At 65.4% G+C, this 23,323-nt stretch carries 11 protein-coding genes, 1 tRNA gene and 1 pseudogene; 8 read left to right on the plus strand and 5 right to left on the minus strand.

Going from position 1 to position 23,323, the window contains the following annotated elements; translation table 11 throughout:
- Nucleotides 1–6: 6 nt before the first annotated feature.
- The 4 genes from ACQKI2_RS07185 to ACQKI2_RS07200 form a co-directional block, all read right to left on the minus strand.
- Nucleotides 7–942 (minus strand): DNA polymerase III subunit delta', encoded by a 936-nt coding sequence (locus ACQKI2_RS07185; RefSeq protein ID WP_427379017.1) that lies wholly within the window; start codon nt 940–942, stop codon nt 7–9.
- Nucleotides 939–1,598 carry a dTMP kinase gene (gene tmk, locus ACQKI2_RS07190; RefSeq protein ID WP_427379018.1) on the minus strand — a complete coding sequence of 220 codons (660 nt, stop codon included), beginning with the start codon at nt 1,596–1,598 and terminating at the stop codon, nt 939–941. The genes ACQKI2_RS07185 and tmk overlap by 4 nt, the downstream gene beginning before the upstream one ends.
- The gene (locus tag ACQKI2_RS07195; protein WP_427379019.1) at nt 1,591–2,745 is read right to left on the minus strand and encodes a D-alanyl-D-alanine carboxypeptidase family protein; all 1,155 of its coding nucleotides are present in this window, start codon (nt 2,743–2,745) and stop codon (nt 1,591–1,593) included. Before ACQKI2_RS07195 ends, tmk begins: the two co-directional genes overlap by 8 nt.
- Before the next feature lie 117 nt (nt 2,746–2,862).
- Nucleotides 2,863–4,107, minus strand: coding sequence for a septal ring lytic transglycosylase RlpA family protein (locus ACQKI2_RS07200; protein WP_427379020.1), 1,245 nt, complete (start codon nt 4,105–4,107; stop codon nt 2,863–2,865).
- A gap of 210 nt (nt 4,108–4,317) precedes the next feature.
- On the opposite strand from ACQKI2_RS07200, the gene ACQKI2_RS07205 reads away from it, so the two are divergent.
- Nucleotides 4,318–4,407: transfer RNA gene (locus tag ACQKI2_RS07205), tRNA-Ser, on the plus strand.
- Between the two features lie 56 nt (nt 4,408–4,463).
- Here the strand turns inward: ACQKI2_RS07205 and ACQKI2_RS07210 are convergent.
- Nucleotides 4,464–4,943: pseudogene (locus ACQKI2_RS07210) on the minus strand (integrase core domain-containing protein); the annotation flags it as partial.
- 450 nt (nt 4,944–5,393) lie between these two features.
- On the opposite strand from ACQKI2_RS07210, the gene ACQKI2_RS07215 reads away from it, so the two are divergent.
- The 7 genes from ACQKI2_RS07215 to ACQKI2_RS07245 all read left to right on the plus strand — a co-directional run bounded on the left by ACQKI2_RS07215 (nt 5,394) and on the right by ACQKI2_RS07245 (nt 23,304).
- The gene (locus ACQKI2_RS07215; RefSeq protein WP_427379021.1) at nt 5,394–6,875 is read left to right on the plus strand and encodes a PfaD family polyunsaturated fatty acid/polyketide biosynthesis protein; all 1,482 of its coding nucleotides are present in this window, start codon (nt 5,394–5,396) and stop codon (nt 6,873–6,875) included.
- A gap of 4 nt (nt 6,876–6,879) precedes the next feature.
- A complete protein-coding gene (locus ACQKI2_RS07220) occupies nt 6,880–10,827 on the plus strand; it encodes a beta-ketoacyl synthase N-terminal-like domain-containing protein (RefSeq protein WP_427379022.1) in 3,948 nt (1,315 codons plus the stop codon).
- A gap of 134 nt (nt 10,828–10,961) precedes the next feature.
- On the plus strand, nt 10,962–12,245 hold the full coding sequence (locus tag ACQKI2_RS07225) for an SDR family NAD(P)-dependent oxidoreductase (RefSeq protein WP_427379023.1): 1,284 nt from the start codon (nt 10,962–10,964) through the stop codon (nt 12,243–12,245).
- On the plus strand, nt 12,242–18,319 hold the full coding sequence (locus ACQKI2_RS07230; protein WP_427379024.1) for a beta-ketoacyl synthase N-terminal-like domain-containing protein: 6,078 nt from the start codon (nt 12,242–12,244) through the stop codon (nt 18,317–18,319). Before ACQKI2_RS07225 ends, ACQKI2_RS07230 begins: the two co-directional genes overlap by 4 nt.
- Nucleotides 18,320–19,045: 726 nt before the next feature.
- Entirely contained in the window at nt 19,046–20,218 is a 1,173-nt protein-coding gene (locus ACQKI2_RS07235; protein ID WP_427379025.1) for an OmpA family protein, read from the plus strand.
- 43 nt (nt 20,219–20,261) lie between these two features.
- Nucleotides 20,262–22,010, plus strand: coding sequence for a hypothetical protein (locus tag ACQKI2_RS07240; RefSeq protein WP_427379026.1), 1,749 nt, complete (start codon nt 20,262–20,264; stop codon nt 22,008–22,010).
- A gap of 94 nt (nt 22,011–22,104) precedes the next feature.
- A complete protein-coding gene (locus tag ACQKI2_RS07245) occupies nt 22,105–23,304 on the plus strand; it encodes a CaiB/BaiF CoA transferase family protein (RefSeq protein ID WP_427379027.1) in 1,200 nt (399 codons plus the stop codon).
- Nucleotides 23,305–23,323 lie beyond the last annotated feature (19 nt).

The raw sequence follows: 23,323 nt of genomic DNA on the forward strand, positions 1-23,323 counted from the left end.
CATCATTCACTTGGTTGGGGCAGCTTCATGCATCGCCGCAATGATCTTGGAGGCGACTTGCGCTGCGTCCATGTTCAGGGTTTCCGCGTCACCCGAAAGCCGCGCCAGGCCGAGCCAGGCTTTGGCGGCGCGCGGCTCGTGCTCGGCGCGCTGGGCGACCCATTCCAGCACCTCATCCCGGAACGCAAGCTCGGCCTCCGGCCCGTCGCTGGCGGCGCTCAGAGCGGCGGCAACGATCTTGTCAGACGGTTTGGGCATCGCCTTGATCAATGCCCGCGCCGCGCTTGCCGCATTCATGGCCGCAGTCGATGACAGCCGCAGCCCAAGCCCTGGCCGTCCCCTTGCCAGGCTGCTGGCGGCAGGCGGCGCGCCGGCCGCCTCCAGCGCGCGCGCGCAGTTTTCTTCCGATAAAATGGAGAGTTGCAGGATGCGGCACCGCGACCGGATGGTCGGGAGGATTGGCTTGGACCGGTGATTGACCAGCAGCAGGATGCTCTGCGCCGGTGGCTCCTCCAGCGTCTTGAGAAGCGCGTTCGCTGAGTTCCGGTTAGCCTCGTCAATCGCGTCCACGATGCCGACCCGCCAGCCACCCAAGGCAGGCTTCATCTCGAAATGGTGCGTCATCTGGCGGATCTGGTCCACCGTGATGTCCTGCGCCAGCTTGCCCTTGTCATTGAGTTCGCGCCGCTGAACGCTCATGTCCGGATGGCTGCCGGCAAGAATGGCGCGCATCACGCTGTCATCCGCAGGCGCATCAAACGGCGCCGATGAGGGCCCCCGCGCACCCAGCAGATAGGCGCCAATCCGCTCGGCCAGCCGCGCCTTGCCGATGCCGGACGGCCCCTCGATCAGCCAGGCATGATGCAGCCGCCCGCTGCGGTATGCAGAGAGGAACGCCGCCTCCGCCGCTTCATGTCCGAAGAGAGGAAGCGCAGCGGTCATCGCGGCACCGCGCCTGGCCTATTCACCAGCGAACCGATTTCAGCCCATGCCGCAGCCAGAACGCCCTCAGGTGTCTGCCCGGCATCAATCAGCCGGCATCGCTCTGGCTCTGCCTGCGCTATTGCCAGGAAGGCGGCACGAACCGCCTCATGGAATGCATCCGGCCGGCGCTCGAACGTGTCGAGCGCGCCCGCGCGCACAGCCCGCCGCTCACGCGCGATCTCAAGCGAGACATCCAGAACCAGCGTCATTGAGGGCAGTGTACCGCCGAGCACTTCGCGTTCAATCGAGAGCAGGGTGTTTTGCGCCACGCCGCCGCCGATGGACTGATAGACGCGCGTGGAATCGGCAAACCGGTCACAGATCACCCAGTCTCCGCGCGCCAGCGTGGGCCGGATCAGCTTTTCCAGGTGGTCCCGGCGCGCCGCATTGACCAACAGCGCCTCAGACAGCGGTGACCACGCCTCCCCTTCCGGCGGGTGCAGCAGCAGATGGCGCGCTGCTTCGGCCAGCGGCGTGCCGCCTGGTTCCCTGGTCAGCACGGCATGAATACCGGCCGCCTCCAGCTTCAGGACAAGCGCCTTGGCCAGCGTAGACTTTCCAGTGCCCTCGCCGCCTTCCAGCGTGATGAAATGTCCGGCCGGCCGGTCACTCATTGCCACTGGAAATGAACGTCCGCACGCCTTCGAGCGCCATGCCGGCAAAGCCGAGCTTCTTCACATCCGCTTCAGCGATGATCGGGGCCTCGGTGGGCTCTGAGCCCTCCATAGTGATGACGAGCTTACCGACCTGATCACCTTTTTTCACCGGCGCTTTTACAGGGCCGGCGAGCACGATCTCCACTTTCGCGTTGGAGAAAGCGGCCTTGTGGCCAGCCACTTCAATCGGCTCCGCCAGCGAAACCGGCACCGCACGGGTTTCGCCAAGCCAGACCTCGACATCCGGCAGCGCCAGCGTTTCCGGCCCGATCGTTTTCAGCTCGAAGCTCTGGAAGGCGACCCGCATCAGGCGCTCGCTTTCGCGTGCCCGCGCCGCCATCGTGGGCAGACCATTGACAACAATGGTGCGGCGCACGCCGTCACGTACGGCTGAAGCCGTCAGGCCATAGCCGGAAGATTCCAGATGCCCGGTTTTGAGGCCATCCGCGCCGGCCACTTCAAGCAGCGGGTTGCGGTTTGCCTGCGTATACTGCCGCCAGGTGTAGGAGGGCAGCGAGTACCATTCATAATATTGCGGATAGTCGTCGATGGTCATCTTTGCCAGCCGGGCGAGGTCTTCGGCAGAGACCACGTGGCCTTCGCCGCTAAGGCCGGTGGAGTTGACGAAATTCACCGATGTAAGGCCCAGCTCGTGCGCCATCTCGGTCATCCGGCGGGAGAAGGCCTCCTCAGACCCGGAAATGCCTTCGGCCAGCACAATGCACGCATCATTACCGGACATGGTGATCACGCCGTGCAGCAATTCCTCGACAGTCGGGGTATCCTTGGGCACTAGGCCCATCGTGGATGTGCCGGAAGGGAAGCCGCCCCGGCGCCAGGCGTCCTCGCTCACTGTGAACTTGTCCGTCAACGACAGCTCGCCGCGTTCGATCAGTTTGAAGACGACATAGGCCGTCATCATCTTCGTCATCGACGCGGGCGTCATCGGCTCGTCGCCGTTCTTGGAATAGAGGATCTTGCCGGTTGCGTGATCCATGATCACCGCATGGCTCGCCGGCGTGTCGATCATCTGAGCCGAAACACTGGCGCTGCTGAGCGCCCCGAGGGTCAGTAAGGCCGCAAACACCTTGCGAAAGGGAACCACGATGTCTTTCTCCTGTGCCGTTCTGGCGGCCGCAGGATATTCAGCGGCCTTCTGCACTGCATAGGCAGGAAAAAGGGCCGGTTTGTGGTCAGCGTCAATGGGGGTGCTGAGGGTTCCTCAGTATCCGGTGACGATCCGGCCGTCTGCGGTGCCTTCGGCGTAGAGATTATTGCGGACCTGCTCGGCGGCGGCATGATCCTGGAAAGGGCCAACGCGGACGCGGAAAAAGTCGGCGCCGTTGACGCGGGCGGGCACAATCTCAACCGGCAGGCGCGATTCGACCTGACGCAGCATCGCTTCAGCATTGCCGATATCGGAGAAGGAGGCGAGCTGGACAAAGACACCGCCAGTGGCCGCCACAGGGGCAGTGTAGGCAACCGGCTGAGGCGCAACCGTCATCGACATCAGGCGCGGCGTCTGCGCCGAAGTCGTCCCGCCGCCCAGAAGCTCGTCCTCCGCAGCCACAGTTGCAGCGGATGCCATCTGCGTCACAACCGGTTGCGCAGCAGGGGCTTTCACCGGAGGAAGAACCGGAGCAGGCGCGCCCGAAGTCTGCGAAACGGCTTGGGCGGCCAGCACAGGTGCGGGGCTCAGATAGCGCACACGTACATTCCCCTTCCCTGCGCCGTTCATGCCAAGCGCTTCGGCGGCCTTGCGCGACAGCTGCAGGTTGGCGCCGTCCTCAAACGGGCCGCGATCATTCACGCGCACCACAACTTCGCGCCCGGTGTCCAGATTGGTCACATGCACGAGGCTCGGCAGCGGCAGGCTGGGGTGCGCAGCGGTCATTTCAGCCTGGCTGAACAGCTCGCCATTGGCCGTGGGCAGGCCGGCAAATTCTTCGCCATACACAATCGCAAGCCCGGTTTCGACAAACTCGCCATTGACCGCCGGAGGGGCAGTGGGCTGCGCAACAACCGGTGCTGGCGCGGCGTAACCCATCCCCTGCCCGGCCGGCTCAGGCATTGCCTGAAGCGACACGCTTTCGACCACGGGACGGGCGGGCACCAGCATCTGCGGCGCTTCGGTCAGCGCGCTTTCGCGGCTCGTCCGGGCCAGCGGCGCTGTGGTTGTGGAGGCAGTGCGCACTTCACCGGCGCCAGGCTGGGAGTCCGGGTAGCGGAACTCGATGCGCGCCGTCGCCTTGTCCACCGGGGCAGACCGGGCTTGCGGCGCGGCCACAACAGGGGTCTGGGCAACGCGATAGGTCGCGGGCACCGGCGCATTCATCGCTTCGTTCTTGTAGACGATAGGCGCGCCTTTAGGGCTCGCTTCAGCCGTTGCGCCAAGAGCGCAGGCAAAAGCAAGAACGGAAAGGGCAACCTTGGAACGGCTGACAAAAGTCGAACGCTTGAACGGCATGGGCCGCAAATCTCCTCATTCTGAGTACCGGATCACATTCAGTGGTCCGGGCGGCTTCTGCCGCTTTCAGGAGGGTGTTTACCATGGGTTGGTGGAATCCCCGTCAACGCAGACAGGTAATCCAACACGCCGGATTAAGCGTGTAGTAACAGTTTTGGCGCCCTTCCCCTCTTGCCTTCCCGGCAGGCTTCGGGGAAACAGCACCGGCCCGGAGGAGTGGCAGAGTGGTTTAATGCGGCGGTCTTGAAAACCGTTGAGCCTTCGCGGGCTCCGGGGGTTCGAATCCCTCCTCCTCCGCCAGCAGCTTATCGGTCCATTCCGGACACATGGTTTACATTCCATACCGGTCAGATGGTTTACACATTTGCCGGTGCGAAGGGATTGTCTGCGGGTTCGACGCGATCCTCCTGACTGTCGAAGAAGCCCAGATCATAGTTGAGGAATGAGACCAGCCACACCTGATCTTCGACTTCGCGCAATCCCAGTATCTGGCCCGCGAAGACCTGGCTGAGATTGATCTTACGTTTTCCTATGCAGTTCCGCCCGCAGCGCGTGACCCGGACGGTCCGGTCATGAAAGGGATACTCTGGATCGCCAGGCGGCACATAGAGGCGCGCAGAAGGTGTATAGAGATCGCCGGGACAGGCCCCGCCCAGCGCCTGGTGGGGACGCTCATTGTTGTAAACATCGATGAAGCGGTCGAAGCGTTCCTGTTGCTGAAGAAAATTGAAGGCAGGCGGCTTTGTGGTTTCCTTCTTCAAGGTCAGGTGCATGCGTTCATGGCGGCCGTTTTGCTGCGGGCAGCCTGGGCGAATACGTTCGAGGCGAATACCCAGCATCCCCCCGCTGGGGATGTCGCGATCATCTCTCTAGGCACGCTGCTCTACTGCGCCCTGACAGCGCAGCCCATCAGCCGCCAACATGACCAGCCTTTTCAGGGTAATTACTGGCGCGCAGATTTTCCCGGCCTCAAACCGGCCACCGGCTGGAAACCTATCGCGCCAGTGTAGGCACACGCAGAAGACCAGCATGGCCGCGCCTTCAAATCGGGCAGTTGCGGGGCGAGTTGCCTCGCGGAATTCCCATCATGGTAGAATTCACAACACAGATGAAAGAAACTCGTCCGGTAACCTTAGTTTGAGGTTGAGTCGGCCCGCGAATGCCCTCTAAGACTATGCGCGGGGCGGGCATCCATGCTGCTGCGTTTCGGCCAGAAGGGCGGGAAAATAGTGACAGAATTGATACGGAAAGCCGTGGAGGCGCCGCGCGCATGCGCTTGGGTTTCCTTGAGCCATTCCGGCATCCCAACTCTCGTTTCGGTAGGCGCTTGCCCCTCGGGCAATGAGAGCGCTGCAGCGCTTCCGCCCGTCTATCCAGAGTGGTTGGGAGACCGCGCCTTTGCGGCCGATCACGGTGCCCGTTTCAACTATGTCGCCGGTGAAATGGCGCGCGGAATAGCAACGCCCAAAATGGTTATCGAGGCGGCCCGCGCCGGATGCGTCGGCTTCTATGGCAGCGCCGGTCTCCCCCTCTCCGAAATCAAATCAGGCGTTGCCGGCATCAAATCCGCCCTCGGTCCCGAAACGCGCAACTGGGGCGCCAATCTCATTCACTCTCCGCAGGAGCCTGGCCAGGAAAAAGCGGTGATCGACCTTTTTCTGGCCGAAGGCGTCAGCCGCGTATCCGCCTCCGCCTTCATGCGCCTCACTACCGATGTCGCCCGCTACACGGCCCTGGGTCTCTCGCGCGCTGCAGACGGCACCATCCGCCGCGCCAATCATGTCTTCGCCAAGGTCTCCCGCGCCGAAGTCGCCGAAGCCTTCATGGCGCCCCCGCCTGAAAAGATACTGCAGCAGCTTGTCGCCGCAGGGGATATCACTGCCGCGCAGGCAGACCTTGCCGCCCAGGTGCCCGTCGCCGCCGATATCACCGCCGAAGCCGATTCCGGTGGACACACCGACAATCGCCCCGCCGCGCCTCTCTTCAGCTCACTGGCCGCAGCCCGCGCCAGGATCGCGGCACGCTTCAGCCTGCCTGAAAGCAGCATCCGCATCGGACTTGCCGGCGGCATCGCCACGCCGCAATCGGTGGCCGCTGCCTTCCAGATGGGCGCGGCCTATGTGCTCACCGGCTCCATCAATCAGAGCGCCGTGGAATCCGGCCTCGCCCTGCCCGGCCGCAAACTGCTCGCCAAGGCAGGCCCGGCCGATGTGGCGATGACGCCCGCAGCAGACATGTTCGAACAGGGCGTGCAGGTTCAGGTGCTCAAGCGCGGCACGCTGTTCGCCATGCGCGGCAAGAAATTCCACGCCTTCTATCGCAGCGGCGCTTCTTATGAGACCCTGCCCGCCGAAGATCGCAAATGGATAGACGATGTGCTGGGCGAGCCGTTCGATGCGGCCTGGCAGGCAACGCGCGGCTATATCCAGAAGGTCAACCCGGCCGAAGCGGCCCGGGCGGATACCGACGGCAACAAACGCCTTGCCCTGGTGGCCCGCCGCTACCTGTTCATGGGCGCCCAATGGGCGCGCGAAGGGCAGGCTGACCGCACGGCCGACTATCAGATATGGTGCGGCCCGGCGATGGGCGCCTTCAATGAATGGGTCGCCGGCAGCTTCCTGGAGCCGGTTGAGGCCCGCACCGTCCGCCAGATCGCGCTGAACCTCATGGAAGGCGCCGCCCGCATCACCCGCGCCGGCCAGCTGCGCGCCATCGGCCTCACCGTTCCTGCCGAGCTGTTTTCCTTCCGGCCCGTTGCCTTCGAGTAAGATCATGACACGCAAGTCTTCCCTTTACGATCCCGCAGCGCCCATTGCAGTGGTCGGCATCGGCGCGATCTTTCCAGGACGCGGCGATACGACGGGCTTCTGGCGCGACATCTTCGAGGGCCGCAACCTTCTCACCGATACCCCGCCCACGCATTGGCTGGCGGACGACTATTACGACGCCAATCCGCTGACGCCGGACCGCACCTACGGCCGCCGCGGCGGTTTTCTCTCGCCGGTCGCCTTTGATCCGCTGGCCTTCGGCATCCCCCCCGCCGCCCTGCAGACCACTGACACCGCTCAGCTCCTGGCCCTCGTCGCCGCCAGGATGACTCTCGACGATGCTGAGCGCGACAGCGGCGGAAAGTTCGACCGTACACGCACCAGCGTCATCCTCGGCGTTGCGTCTGCCACCGAGCTCACCGCCCATATGGCAGGCCGTCTCCAGCGCCCCGCCTGGGTCAACGCCATGCGTCAGGCCGGCCTGCCGGAAGACGAAGTGCAGGACATCGCCCGCCGCATCGAGAGCCATTATACGGAGTGGAAGGAAAGCACCTTCCCCGGCCTCTTGGGCAATGTCGTCGCCGGGCGCATCGCCAACCGTCTGGATCTCGGTGGCAGCAATTATGTTACAGATGCCGCCTGCGCCTCCAGCCTCTCAGCCCTGCAGATCGCCATGCACGAATTGCGGGCAGGCGATTCCGATATGGTGCTGACCGGCGGCGTTGACGCGCTGAACGACATCCTGATGTTCATGTGCTTTTCAAAGACGCCAGCGCTCTCGCCCACGGGCGATTGCCGGCCTTTCTCGAATGCTGCTGATGGCACGATGCTCAGCGAAGGCATCGGCATGATCGCCCTGCGCCGCCTTGAGGATGCCGAGCGGGCCGGGAACCGCATTTATGCCCTCATTCGCGGCATCGGCGGCGGTTCCGATGGCAAGGGCACCGCCATCTACACGCCCCTGCCCTCAGGCCAGGCCCGCGCTCTGCGCCGCGCTTATGATCAGGCAGGCTATGGCCCCGGCGCCGTCGATCTCGTCGAAGCGCACGGCACCGGCACCAAGGCCGGCGACAAGGCAGAGCTTGAAGGCCTGCACCAAGTCTTTGGCGAGCACGCATCCGGCAACGAGCCCTGGTGCGCCATCGGCTCGGTCAAATCCCAGATCGGCCACGCCAAAGGCGCCGCAGGTTCGGCCAGCCTGGTGAAAGCCATCCAGTCCCTGCACCGGAAAGTCCTTCCGCCCACGATCAAGATCGAGGAACCCGCCGACGTCATCCGCGACAGCGCCTGCTTCTACGTCAACACCGAGGCCCGCCCCTGGATCAGCGCCCCCGCACGCCCGCGCCGCGCCTCGGTCAGCTCCTTCGGTTTCGGCGGCAGCAACTTCCATGTCGCCCTGGAAGAATATACCGGCCCGGCTGCGGCTAAACCCGAGCGCGTGTTTCCCGCCGAACTCTTCCTCTACAGCGCCGATGACAGCGCCGCCCTGACCGAAGCCTTGAAAGACGCGGCGCAGGCTGGCCTCACCGAAGATGCCTTCGCCAGCGCTGGAGAAACCACCCTCAAACGCTTCAGCGCCAGCGCGCCCGTCCGCGCCGCCATCACCGCCACCAGCCAGGAAGACCTCGCCGCCAAGGCCGCCCGCCTTGCCGCGCAGATCGCAGACGGTTCAGCCGGCCGCGCGCCCCTGCCGCAGGGCTGCAGCCTGTCCCTCACGCCGGCCATGCCAGGCAAGATTGCCTTCCTCTTCTCTGGCCAGGGTAGTCAGTATACGGGCATGGGCGCAGACCTCGCCATGGCCTTCCCCGCCGCCCGCGCCGTATGGGATACGGCCGCCAGCCACCCCGTCACCGGTGCGCTGAAGCTCCACCGCCTTGCTTTCCCGCCAACGGCCTTCGACCAGGTGGAGTTCGGCAACCAGACCAAACGCCTCACCGCGATGGAGCACGCCCAGCCAGCGATCGCCGCCGTCGCCCTCTCCCATCTCGCGCTCATTGAGGCCCTCGGTCTCGAGGCGGACATGACCGGTGGCCATTCCTTCGGCGAGATCATGGCCCTGCACCATGCCGGCGCTTTCGATACAGACGCCGCCCTCACCATCGCCGCCGCCCGTGGCCGGGCCATGGCCGATGCGGCTGCGTCAAACGAAGGCGCCATGCTTGCCGTCCAGTGCGAGGCAGACGCCGTGCGTGATCTGGTCAGCCAGATCGGCGGCGGCCTCGTCATCGCCAACGATAATGGGCCGAGCCAGGTCGTCCTTTCCGGCCCCGTAGCCGCCATCCAGAAGGCCGAAGCGCTGATCGCAGAACGCGGCGTCAAGGCCCGCCGCCTGCCGGTTGCCACCGCCTTCCATTCCAGCGTCGTCAGCGCCGCAGTTGATCCGTTCCGGGATGTTCTCTCCGGACAGAAGATCAAGAAGCCTCGCCTGCCGGTCTACGCCAACGCCACAGCAGCGCCCTACAAAGCCAAGACTGCGGACATGGCTGGCGAGATCGCCTCGCAGGTCGCCACCCCAGTCCGCTTCCGCGAGGAAGTCGAAGCCATGTATGCCGCCGGCGCCCGTATCTTTGTCGAGATCGGCCCCGGCAATGTCGTCAGCGGCCTCGTTGCCGACACGCTCGGCATCCGAGACCATCTCGCCGTCGCGCTGGACAACAAGCGCGTCAACGGCGTCGCCCAGTTCCTGTCGGCTCTCGGAAGCCTCAGCGTCGCGGGCATCCCGCTCGATTTTGCCGCCCTGTTCAGCGAAACGCCGCCGCCGGTTCCAAAGCCGCCGCCATCGCGCCATGCGGTGATGCTCACGGGTGCCAATCACGACCGCCCCTATCCGCCCAAAGACGGCGCCGCCGGACGCGCGCCGCCCAACCCGCCACGCGCCCGGCCCACCGCCGCTCCACCACCCCCTCATACGCCGCCTCCCCCCACCTCCTCCCAGCCAGTTGCCGCCGCTTCTCCAGAAAGGATTTCGACGTCCATGCCCGATCTGCCCCGCCCGACCGATCCTTCCCAGCTTCCGGCACCCGCGTCTCACCCCTTCGCCGCGCCCGCCAGCGCCATAGAGCGCATCTGGCATGAGGTATCCCAGCGCCATCAGGATTACCTGCAGACCACCGCTGCTGCCCACACGGCCTACCTGAACGCAGCCGCTGCCCTGCTCGGCGGCGCCCAGATTCCGCAGGCCGCACTCCCCGTTCCGGCGCCCGCCCCCGCCCTGCCGCCACCCGCCGCGCCAGCGCCTCAAGCTGCGGCTGCGCCTTCCCCGGCGCCGGCACGCCCCGCTGAAATCAACATCGCGCCCGCCCCTGCCGCTGCCAAACCGTACACGAACGGGGCTGCCGCGCCGCAGGCCCCAGCCCCGAAACCACAACCCGCGCCTGCGCCAGCCATCCCTGCGTCCGCAAAAGCCGCCGCCGGCCCAGACCCCATCGCCCTGGTCCGCGCAATCATCTCCGAAAAGACGGGCTACCCCGAAGACATGCTCGAGATCGACATGGACCTTGAAGGCGAACTTGGCGTCGACTCCATCAAGCAGGTCGAAATCCTCTCCACCCTGCGCGACCGTGTTCCGGAACTGCCGGAAATCGACCCGGAGAAACTCGTCGAACTGCGCACCATCGCCGCCATCGCCGCCATGCTCGGCAGCGCCCCGGCACCGGCAACCGCGCCTGTTGCGCAGACTGCTGCCCAGGCACCCGCCGCAGCCCCTGCTGCCCAGGCCGACAATGGCGTCACGGTCGCCGTCGTCCGTTCCCTGATCGCCGAAAAGACCGGCTATCCCGATGATATGCTCGAAGAGGACATGGATCTTGAAGGCGAACTCGGCGTCGATTCCATCAAGCAGGTGGAAATCCTTTCCGCCCTGCGCGACCGGTACCCCTCGCTGCCGGAAGTCGATCCGGAAGACATTGCCGAGCTGCGCACCATCCGGAAGATCGCCGATTTTTTTGCCTGAGGGATGGCGGGCCGGCTCCCGCCGCCCCCCGTCCCGCGCCGCCTGAACCAGTCCTGCCAGCCTATATGTGCGAGGTGCGACCCGCACATTGGGAGCCTGTCCTGCCGCCTTCGCGTCAGGCGCTGCCCCCGTCTGTGGAGGTCACAACGGCCGAGCCCGCCGCCGCGCACGCCCTGCTGGCCGGTCTTGCCGCCGCAGGTATACCGGCCACCCTGGTTCAGGCCCCCAGCGGCGGCGCGCACATTATTCTGTTCACGGAAGGCCTTGCCGCCACCTCCATGACGGCGCGCCACTGGGCCGCCCTCGCCGCTGCGCGTCCCGCCCGCAGGCCTGGCGTGCAGCTTATCTTCCTTCAGACACTCTCCGCCGATAGCGGTCTTGAAGGGCTCGCGCGCACCTTGCGGCGTGAATGGCCGGATGTAGCCGTCGCCTGCTGGACACTGATCGAAAACATATCCGGCGATGTCATCTCCGGCTGGCTTGCCCACGGCGCTGAAGACCTCTGGCTTTCGCCTGACGGCACCGCCCGCCGCGCCGCCCTCGGCCCGTTCATCGCGCCGCGCCCCATCCCGCCGCCCGCTCCCGGCCTCTGGCTGGTCACCGGCGGCGCGCGCGGGGTCACCGCCAATTGCGCCATTGAAGTTGCCCGCCGGAGCGGCGGCACCTTCCTGCTCGCCGGCCGCTCCGCAGAAACGCCATGGCCGGCAGACGTGCCGGAGACCGCTGATCTCAAAGCCCTCCGGGGCCTGATGGCCTCAGCCGCCGTCAAACGCGGCGAAAAGCCATCTCCCGCCGCGATCGACAAAACCGCCCGCGCGGCCATCGCAGGCATGGAAATTCGCGCCACGCTCGCCGAAATCCGTGCTGCCGGGGCCGAGGCGCATTACCTTCCGATGGATACCTCAGATCCCGCCTCTGTCGAGGCGGCGCTCGCCACAATCCGCCAGCGTTTCGGCGCGATCACGGGGCTCATTCATGGCGCCGGTGTGATTGCAGACCGTCTCGTAGAGGAAAAAACCGAAGCCGAATTCCGCCGTGTCCTCGCCACCAAGGCCGAAGGCCTCTTTCACATCCTCGCGCGCATTGACCGCACCGCCCTCCGCCATGTCGGCCTCTTCTCGTCGGCGTCGGCATTCTTCGGAAACCGGGGCCAGTCGGACTATGCCATGGCCAATGCCATCCTCGCCAATGCCGGCCGCGCGCTGCAGGCAGAACTGCCCGCCGCGCAGGTCAAGGTGTTCGACTGGGGCCCATGGGAAGGCGGGATGGTGGATGCCACCCTTGCCAGCCACTTCAAACAACAGGGCGTCCATCTTATTCCGCTCACGGAAGGGGCCCGCATCTTCGCCCATGAACTCCTCGCCGGAGACCCCGCCGATGTCGAACTCGTGGTCGGCACAGTCTGGAGCGACACATGAGCCGGTTTGAACCCATCGCCATCGTGGGTGAAGGCTGCGTCCTGCCGGGCGCTGCCTCTCCGGATGCGCTCTGGAACATCGTTGCGGAAAAACGCATCGTCACCCAGCGCGTCTCCCCCGCCCGCCTTGGCCTAGCAGATCGCGGCGCTGCCAACCCCGCCTGGATTTCCGGCCTTGTTGATGAAGGGCCAGGCCCAGCGGAACAGACACTCGATCCTGTCTGCCGCTGGCCCCTCAAGGCGGTCTGCGACGCCTGGCGCGGCGCCGCCACAGAGCACATCGCGCCGGCGCGCCGCGCCGTCATCCTGGCAAACCTCCTTTACCCCAGCCGCGCCAAGGCCGATTATGCCGCCGGCATCTGGCGCGATGGCCGCACAGATCGTCCCCTCACGGATACTTTGAACTCAGGCTATCCGGCCCGCCTCATCGCAGAAGCCATCGGCGCGACCGGTCCCGTGCTTGCGCTCGACGCCGCTTGCGCCTCCTCGCTCTACGCCTTCGAAATCGCCTGCCGTAAACTCGCCGCCCACCAGATCGACGTCGCCGCCGTCGCCGGGGTCAACGCCGCCGACAATCTCATCCTCCACATCGGCTTCAGCGCCCTGAAAGCGCTCAGCCCCACAGGCCGCTCACGCCCCTTCATCGAAGGCGCAGACGGCCTCGTCCCGTCTGAAGGCGCCGCCGCCGTCATCCTCAAGCGGCTATCGGATGTGAAGAAGGGCGAAACGGTCCACGGTGTCATTCGCGGCATTGGCCTCTCCAATGATGGCCGCCGCAAGGGCCTTCTCGCGCCAGACGCCACCGGCCAGACCGAGGCCATGCGCCGCGCCTATGCTGCTGGTGACATTGATCCCAATACGGTTCAGTTCCTCGAATGCCACGCCACCGGCACCCCCGTGGGTGACGGCGTGGAGGTCGCCTCTTCCGCGAGTATCTTCGGCCCGCGCCGCCTTCCCGCCGGTTCGCTCAAGGCCAATACCGGTCACCTGATCACCGTCGCCGGCCTCGCCAGCGTCCTGAAACTCACCGCCGCCATGCGCCGCGAAACGCTTCCCGCGATGCCGCTGGATGGCAAGCTCCTGCCGGCCCTCGGCGGGGACGGCCTCACCCCCCTTGCTGATCCCGAACCCTGGCGCCGTGCCAACGCCCCCCGCCGCGCCGCCATCAGCAATTTCGGCTTCGGCGGCAACAATTCCCACCTCATCCTCGAACAGCACGAACCCCGCACCCGCGCCGTCAAGGGCGCGAGCCTCCCGCCGCTCCCGGAGGCAGACGACATCGTCATCTGCGGCATCGGCCTGCTCGCCGGACCGGATCGCGGCGAACGCGCCGTCCTCCGCCGTCTGATGAACGCCCCGCTCCAGGCTGCCCCCGCGACTGCCGAAGTCGCCGCAGATCCCGTCCGCGCGCGCACCCCGCCCGCCGATCTCCTGCGCGCAGAGCCTCAGCAGCTTGCCATCTTCGATGTCGCCACCATGGCGCTGGAAGGCATCGCCCGCCCTGCGCCGGAAGCCTGCGGCGTCTTCACCGGTGTCGCCTGCGCCAATGACAGCGCCCGCTGGCTTCTACGCGAGCGGATCGCCTCCGAAGGCAGCGTCCCACCAGAAGCCCTCAGCGCCATTGCCCCGCCCCTCGTCGCCGCCGATGTCCTCGGCGCCATGGCCAACATGACGGCCAACCGCCTCACAGTGTCGGAAGATTTCCGGGGCCGGGGCTTCGCCATCGCCGCAGACGAAGCTTCCGGCCTCGCCGCGCTCGATACAGCCTGTGACGCGCTCCGTCAGGGCACGCTCGACCTGGCCATCGTTGCGGCGGCAGACTTCGCCACGGAAACCGTCACCGCCTCCCACATGAGTGCGCGCCCGGCCGATCTTGCCGCCGCCCTCGTCCTCAAACGCCGTAAGCACGCTGAAGCCGCGGGCGACCCCATCCTCGGCACGGTCAGCGCCCTCACCTGGTCCCCCGCTAAAGCCCCCGCCGCCCCCAGCCTCACAGAAGCGGCCTATGGCAGCGCGCCGGTCGCAGACGCCCTCTTCGACCTTGCCGCCCGCCTCGCCCTTGCTGCGCGCGGCCTGGCCCCGGCGGCCACCGAAGCCATCGCCGCGCCCTGCCTCGCCGATCCTGTCCCGCCCTTCACCGTCAGCGCCGGCGCCGTCTCCGCCACGCTCACCCCCGCCGCCGTCCGTCCCTCGCCGGACATGCTGCGCCCCACGCCGCATCTCTTCTGGGCCGCCGCCGCCAGCCGCGCCGCCCTCGGCAAAAAGCTCGCCACCGGCAAATCCGGCGGCAAAGGCAAACACCGTATCGCCCTCCTTGCCGCCGATGCTGACAAGCTCCGTGAACTGTCAGATACTGCCGCCACCGCCCTCGCCGCAGACATCGCCCCCGAAGGCGACGGCATCGTCTACGGCACAGGCGATCCCGAAGGCGAACTTGCCTTCGCCTTCACAGGTTCCGCCGCCTCCTACCCCCGCATGGGGCGCGGCCTCCTCGCCGCTTTCCCGGAAGTCGCCGCAAAGCTCGCCAGCATCCCCGCCGCGCAGGCGATGACGCCCCTGCTCGCCAAATCCAGCCTCACCGAGTTCGAACAGCTCTGCGCCGTCAGCCTGCTGACACAGGCCCACACCCTCCTCCTGCGCGATGTGCTTGGCCTCCAGCCCACTGCCGCCCTCGGCCTGTCATTGGGCGAAAGCAACGCCCTCTTCGCCTTCGGCTACTGGAAGGATATGGGCGCCCTGCTGGAAGACATCTCCAACGCCGCCATGTACGAACGCCATCTCGGCGGAGACTTCGAAACGGCGAAAGAAGCCTGGGGCCCCAACGTGCCCACAGACTGGACCAACTGGCGCCTGCGCGCCCCCATCGATCAGGTGCGCAAGGCCGTCGCGGCCCATCCGAATGTAGAGATCACGATCATCTATTCGGATATGGACTCGATGATCGGTGGCCCGGCGGATGCCTGCCGCGCGGTCGCCGAATCCCTCGGCAAGGGTGCTGGCGCGCTGATGCACCAGCATCTCATCGTCCATGCCAGCGCGATGGCCCCCTTCGCGGAGAAATGGCGCGAGCTTCACACCCGCCCCGTCTCTCGCGTCGAGAATGGTCCCCGCCTCTACGCCAACGCCATCAACGCCGCCTACACGCCCAGCAAGGCCAAGGTGGCTGACATGCTGACACGTCAGGCCGTCACCACGGTGGATTTCCCCGCCACCGTCCGGCAGGCCTGGAAAGATGGTGTGCGGACCTTCGTGGAACTCGGCCCCCGCGACTCCCTCACCCAGTCCATCCGCCTCACCCTGAAAGACAAGCCCCACCTTGCCATCGCGGCGGACGAGATCGAGAGCGCAGATCTCGCCCAGATCGCCCGCCTCGCCGCCCCCCTCTTCGCCGCTGGCCATCCCATCCGTATCGAGATGGTCGCAGGTCGCCTCGACGCGGCCCGCGCCCACCCCTGGCCCGCGCCCAAACTACCCACCGTCACCCGCCCAGCGAAATACGCGCCTCCCAAAGTACCCCCGCGCGCGAAACCCGCTGCTCCCGCAAACTCAACCGGCGCCGCCATCCCGCCCGCGCCCGTGCTTCCCGCGCCGGTCTACACCCGCCTCGCCCCCCGGCCTGCCCCCTCTTCTGGCCCGATCCCCTTCCCGCCCCCGCCGGGCACCCGCCAGCCAGCTCCTTCAAAAACCGCCACCCAGCCGCCGCCCACCAGCATCGTCTCCGGCCGCCAGCCTCTCGCCAAACGCGCGCCCAGCGGCAAGGCATGGGACCGCCCGGCCATCGAAGCGGCCTCGCGCGGCGCCATGTCCGCCTTCTTCGGCGAGGCGTTCGCCGCGCAGGATAAGTACGCCCGCAATGTCCGCCTGCCCGCGCCTCCTCTTTTGCTGGTAGACCGGATCACCGGCATCGACGCGGCCCCGCTCGTCGATGGCAAGGGCGTCATCTGGACCGAGACGGACCTCACCGCAGACCATTGGATGATGGAGAATGGCCGCATCCGTCCCGGCCCGCTGATCGAGTGCGGACAGGCAGACCTCACCCTCATCGGCTGGATGGGCGCAGACCTGCGCAACAGGGATGAGCGTGTCTACCGGCTTCTCGGCTGCGAGATCACCTTCCATGAAGGCGGTCTCCCCAAGGCGGGCGACACGCTGAAATTCCAGATCGAGATCACCCAGCACGCCACCTTTGCCGGAGTACGGATGTTCTTCTTCCAGTACGATTGTGAAGCAGGCGGCCGGCGCGCCTTCTCCGTCCGCCAGGGACAGGCAGGCTTCTTCACCGATGCCGAACTCGCCTCCGGCAAGGGCGTGGTCTGGGACGCGGCCAACGAGCCGCCGCCCACCGCCAGCCCCGCCCCGATAGATACCGCCCGGGCAAGCGCCAGGCGCGCTTTCTCTGCTGATGATGTTTCCGCCTTCCGCCGGGGCGACGCCTTCGCCTGTTTCGGCCCCGGCTTCGAGCTTTGCGCCGCCCATTCTTTCCCGCCGCATCTGCCGAACGGCAATCTCTCCTTCTTTGATGATGTGCCCGAATTTGATCCCGAAGGCGGCCCCTGGAAGCGCGGCTATCTGAAGGCCCGCGCCGCCACACCGAAAGACGCATGGTTCTATGAGGGCCATTTCCATAACGACCCCTGCATGCCGGGCACGCTGATGGCTGAAGCAGCCGTCCAGGCGCTGGAATTCTACACCGCCGCTCTCGGCCTCACACAGGAACGCGATGGTTACGTCTTCGAGCCTGTCCCCGGTGAAACGGCAAAGTTCATCTGCCGGGGGCAGGTCATTCCGGATACGGATCACGAGATCACCTATGAAGTTTTCATTGATGAAGTAATCGAGGGCGAAACGCCCAAAGTCTTTGCCGCCCTGCTGGCGCGCAGCGATGGGAAAAAGGTGTTTTACTGCCCCCGTTTCGGGGTGCAGCTGCGCCGCCAATGGCCCGCCCCGCGCATCTCGCCTTCGCCCATCCGCACAGGCCCACAGAATGAAAGCCGGGGGGACTATGCCGCCCTGCTCGACTGCGCCAATGGCGCGCCTTCCTCCGCCTTCGGAGAAATGTACCGCCGCTTCGATACGGAAGGCAAAGTCCCCCGCCTGCCCCAGCCGCCCTATCATATGATGTCGCGCGTCGTTGCCGCCACGGACCGGCCCGGCGTGCGCCGCCCCGGCGCCACCATCTCTGCGGAATACGACATCCCGCCCGACGCCTGGTATTTCGCAGACAACAAGAACGGGGAGATGCCCTTCTCCGTCCTCTCCGAAATCGTGCTCCAGCCCTGCGGCTGGCTCGCCAGCCATTGTGGCTTCGCGCTCGATGGCGGAGACCGCTTCAGGAACCTTGAAGGCGATGGCCGCGTCTACCGCACCCTCGGCCCCCGCGATGGCACGATCTGCGTCGATACCACCCTCTCCTCCTTCTCCAAGGTCGGCCCGATGACGATCGTGGCCTTCGATCTGAAAGCCCGCCTGAAAACAGGCGAGCCGGTGATGGACCTGATGACCCGCTTCGGCTTCTTCCCGGCGCAGGCCCTCGTGCGCCAGGCGGGGCTCGGTGCCAGCCAGGTGGACAAGTCCTGGCTCGTCCTTCCCGGCGAGGTTCAGGATCTTTCGCCCCGCGATCCCCGCCTCGCCGCCGGTCAGCTCCGCATGCTTGACCGCGTGGACTATTTCGATCCCGCTGGCGGCAAGGCCGGCCTCGGTCTCGCCCGCGCCAGGCAGGCCATTGATCCCTATGCCTGGTACTTCAAGGCCCACTTCTTCGGCGATCCGGTACAGCCCGGCTCTCTCGGCCTTGATGCCCTCGTCCAGCTCCTGATCCGCGCCAGCCTCCTCAAGGGCATCGGCAGCGGCGCCGCCACCCATATCGAAACCCTCGCGGCCGACATGCCGGTGAAATGGTCCTATCGCGGCCAGGTCACGCCGGAGAAGAAAGAGGTCACCACCGTCATGGAGATCGTTGAGGTCTCTGGCGACGCCCGGCGCCGCATCGTCACCGGCCGCGGGTCTCTCTGGTGCGATGGTCTGCGCATCTATGAGGCAAGTCCCATCTCGGTTGCCTTCACCACCGGGGGCTGATCCGCGCGGCTCGGTGGCCTGTGGATAACCTGTCCGAAACTGTCCGGATTTGTCCGAAAATGTCCGGAAGGAGTCCCGATCCGTGCACTCCGTGTCCGCGTATGTCTGGAAATGGCCCCGGAATGTCGCGATTTTGCCGGCCCTTTTCACGCCCGCCTGCAGGATAGCTCGTCCGGATACGGCATATCTCAACGCTGCCTGTCCCCGGCCTTATCCCGCCCGATCTGTAGCGCCTTGGCGCTGCCCGCCAGTTCTTATCCCCCATCGCGCCGGCGCCTTATCCGCCGGGGTGGCCAGGCCGGTTAGGCTTGTATCCTCCTTCACCGGCACTTTTTTAGCCCAAATCAGAAAAGGATCACCGCGCATACGAATGAAATGATCCCCGTCCTCCGCCCATCTCCAAGAATTTCCAAGGCCAATACTCTCTGACCACGAATAAGCCTTCAGATATTCTCTCCACAGGCGAAGGAATCACACGCTCGACTTGCCCCTGCTTGATCTTCCATCATCAAAGACCTCGCTGGCAGCCTCTCACCCCTCCCGCGAAAGGATAAATAATCGAATTAAAACAAACCAATGAACTCCGCCATTCCAAGCGCTGACGGTTGCCCGAATATTAATGCCTCGTATTGCCGCTCATGCAGTATTGTGGCTTTACTTCCTGTAGTGTCAGGGGACGGTGAGGCGTGATCCATAATCCTGGGTCAGGCCACCAGAGGCGGAAGAATGTCGGTCGACTCCAGCCAGTCGGGTCTCAAAAGCGTGCTCTCTGCACGGCGTTATCGCCGCGCTGACGGCGCCGTATTGCCGTTTCTTCCCTATGGCCTTGTCCCCGCCCTCGGGCTCGCCGCCCTGCTGCTGTTCGGCTGGTTGGTGCTCGCCGTCACCGCAGTTCAGGGCACCGCCCGCGCTGCTGCCGAACGGGCACTGGCCGAGACCGGCGAAGGCTGGGCCAAAGTCCGCGCCTCCGGGCAATGGATCACCCTTGAAGGCAACCCGCCCAGTGCTGAAGCGGGCCAACGCGCCCTCGCCGCCGTACGCAATGCCACCTCGCAAACCTGGCTCGGCAGTGCCCGCCCGGTCACCCGTGTTACGGCAAACTTCTCCGCCAGCACCCCCGCTCAGGCCAATTCGATCACTACCACTCCTCCGGCCTCGGCCGATCCTGAATTCCTCTTCCGCCTCACCGCAGGCACCCTCACGTTGAATGGCCGTGTCCCTACCGAGGCGCTGAAAACCGCCCTCGGAACCCGCGCAGAAAGCCTCAAATCGCCCGGTCACCTGCAGGATGTGATCAACCGGATGACGGTCACCAATGGCCCCTCGCCCACTGGCTTTGACACGGTTGCCGAGCGCGGCATCGACACGCTTGCCCAGTGTGAAACCGGCACCGCCAGCTTCTCGGAACTGACCTTCAGCTTTCGCTGCCAGGCCGATGACAACGAGGTCGCAAGCATCCGCGAGACGGTGAATGCCGGTCTCCCCCTTGGGGCCTTTGGAACTGTGGAAATCCTTCCAATTCAAGCGGTTGTCAGCTGTGAAGAAGAGCTTTCCCACCTTCTGGAAGCCGCCCGTATCGAGTTCGCCCCTGGAAGCGCAGTGCTGAATGTTGCCAGTGGTCCCGTCCTCGATCTGGCCGCCCGCGCCGCTGCGGACTGTCCCGGCACACTCCGGGTTGAGGGGCATACGGACAATACCGGCAATCCCGCCTTCAATGACCAGCTCAGCCTGCGCCGGGCCGAAGCTATCCGCGCCGCCATGATCGCCCGCGGCGTGCCTCCGGAAAGGCTGCTCGCTGCCGGATTGGGCCAGAACCAGCCCGCCGGCGACAACGCCACAGAAGAAGGGCGTGCCCGGAATCGCCGGATAGAAATACGAATTGTCAGGCCCGACGAATGAGCCGGCTGATCCCCCCTAACGCGCCCACCGGCGGAGAGTGACCATGTGGTTCCTGCTTATCCAGATCTTCTTCTTCATGTGCGTCTCCGCAGCATTGGGGGCCGCCCTCGCCTGGTGGTGGCTGCGCCGGCGCTTCATCGATGTGACCGAAACCCATGCCGAACTCACCCGGCAGGTTGAGACCGCCATCGCCGATGGCCGCGCCCTTAAACGCGAAGACATTGACGCCAGCCTGGCAACGGCCCTGGCCGCCTACCAGCCGCCCCAGCCGGATTTCGAACCCCTCCAGAGCCGCCTGCTGCTGCTGGAGCAACAGCTTGCCGCGCCCGATCCGGTTATCGGCTCGATGAAAGACCGCATCGGCACAATCGAACAGGCCGTCTCCACAATCTCCGCTTCCATTGCCTCGCTGCGCAGCATTCACCTCAATGCCATCTCCCAGGGCATCCGCGACGTCGCCCAGCGTGTGGATGGCATCCAGATGCCAGATGTCGACAGCGTCAATGCGCGCGTCGCCTCCCTTGCCGAAACAGTCGCCAGCAGCCGGCCAGACCTTGCCCCCCTGCAGGACCGCCTCGGCGCGCTCGAAGCCGCGATTGCCAACTTCCGCATCCCCGAAGTCGACCTCGGCCCCGTCCATAGCGGCCTCGCGCGGCTCGATCTCAGCCTGTCGGAACTTCAGCCGCCCGAAGTCGATCTGCGGCCCATCGAGACGCGCCTGTCCAAGCTGGAAGAGCTTCTCGACACTCTTGATACCAAAGACAATTTCGCCGCTCTCGCCGGCGATGTCGCGGTTCTGGCCGCAGAACTTTCCGCCGTCTCCGGCGAAGTGGTGAACGTGGCCGCAGATGTCAGCCGGATGTCCGGCGATGTCGCCAAAGTCTCGGGTGAAGTCGGCTCTGTCGGCCAGGCAATTGCCCGTATCGAACTTCCCGAAATGCCTGATCTTGATCCGCTCCACAGCCGGCTTGCGGCGCTCGACGCCTCTCTCTCGGACCGTTTCGCCCTGGTGCAGGAACGCATCGCCGCGAATACGCCGCTCAACGATGCCCTGATCGGCACGCTCGCCGCCATAGAGTCAGACCTAGAAGTCGTCGCCTCCCGGCGCGGCCCCGATCTGGAGCCGCTGTTTGTTCGGCTTGCCTCCCTGGACACTTCCATTGGAACGATCCGCAACGAACTGCGCGGACAAAGCAGGCTGGAACCGATCGAGCGCCGCCTGCTCGCCATTCAGGAAGCCGTCCACAATCCGCCGCCCGGCGAAGTTTCGCGCGAGGATCTGACGGCGCTGGAAGACCGGCTGACCTCGATCGAATATGGCATCACCGCGCTGCACCATATGCTCCGCGGCCGCGGAGACAGTGGCCGCCCGGACGCCGCGGATAGCCCGCGTCCACGCGCGGAAACGGCAGCGACAGAAGCGCGCGCCACACCCCGCACAACCCGGTCTCTCCCCACTGCGGAAATGCAAGCCCTGACCAGCCGCCGCGCCGAAGCGATCGCCAAGGCACGCAAACCCGACGATCAGGCAAACCTGCTGACCCACGCCGCCTTCGGCGAAGGCGATGACTTGGCTCAGATCATCGGCGTCGGCCCCATCCTCACCGAGCTGCTGCATGAAGTGGGTGTGTTCTATTTCTGGCAGATTGCCGAGTGGACGGATGATGACGTCGCTTATGTCGATGAAAAACTGCTGCATTTCAAAGGCCGGATCGAACGGGACGATTGGGTTGGGCAGGCAAAGGAGCTCGCCGAAATGCCCGGCTCTGCGCCCCGCCCGGAAGCCAGCTGAACTGACCTTGCGGAACGGGTTGGCGAGGCAAGTCCTCGCCGCCTAATCTGCCGCCGGAACAAGGCGGCATCGCTGCCCATAAGGGAGACCCATTATGCTCGAAGGCATCCGCGTCATCGAATACGCAACCTACATGGCCGCGCCCGGCGCAGGCTGTATCCTGCGGGACTGGGGCGCCGATGTCGTCAAGATCGAGCCTCCTGGCGGCGACCCGATCCGCCTTTTCTTCCGCACCATCGGCACCGACTATCCGGATAATCCCGTGTTCGATTTCGACAATCGGGGCAAACAGTCGATCGTCATCGACACCAGCAAGCCGGAAGGCCAGGCGCTCATCCGCGAAATGGTGAAAGACGCCGATGTGTTCCTCACCAATGTGCGCCCCGGCGGCCTTGCCCGCTCCGGGCTGGACTATGACTCGCTCAAACAACTGAACCCGAAACTCGTCTACTGCTCCCTTTCCGGCTACGGACTTGAAGGTCCGGATGCGGATCGTCCGGGCTTTGACATTGCCAGCTTCTGGAGCCGCACCGGCGTGGCCAACCTCACCATCCCAAAGGGCGGGGAACCCTTCCCTCTACGAACCGCTTTCGGGGATCACACCACGTCCATCGCGGCAGCCGCCGGCATCTGCGCGGCGCTGGTGGAAGCCCAGCGCACCGGAAACGGCCGCCTCGTCGAAGCCTCCCTCTTCCGCACCGGCCTCTACACGATGGGCTCCGATCTTGCGATCCAGCTCTTCTTTGGCCGCGTTGCTTCCACAAAGGGCCGGCACGAGCAGAATGTTCCCATTTCGAACTTCTATCAGAGCAAGGATGAAAAATGGTTCTGCATCGTCGCCCGGCAGGGTGAGACCGATTGGGCGCCGCTCTGCCGCGTTATCAACCGGCCGGAGCTTGCCGCTGACCCGCGCTTCAACAATGCCAAAGGCCGGCGCGCGAATAATGCAGAGGTGGTGAACATTCTCGACGCCGGCTTCGGCGCTTACGAAATGGTGGAATTGGCTGGACGACTGGATGCTGAGTCCATTGCCTGGGCGCCAGTGCAGACTTTGGCTGAGGTTGCAGCCGATCCGCAGGCCCATGCTGCCGGCGCCATTGTTCAGACGCCGAGCTCCAAGGGGGATGGCTCGACCTATGCTTCGCCGGCGTCTCCGGTGCGCTTTCCCGGCGCAGATGATGGCCCCAAAGGCCCCTCCCCTGCGCCGGGCGAACACACCCGGCATGTGCTGGCCTCTCTCGGCCGGACCGAGGCCGATATAGAAACGCTCTACAAATCCGGCATTGTCTTCTGATAAAAAAGGGGCGCGAGAT

The organism is Hyphomonas sp. NPDC076881 (assembly GCF_050269995.1).
GTDB lineage: Bacteria > Pseudomonadota > Alphaproteobacteria > Caulobacterales > Hyphomonadaceae > Hyphomonas.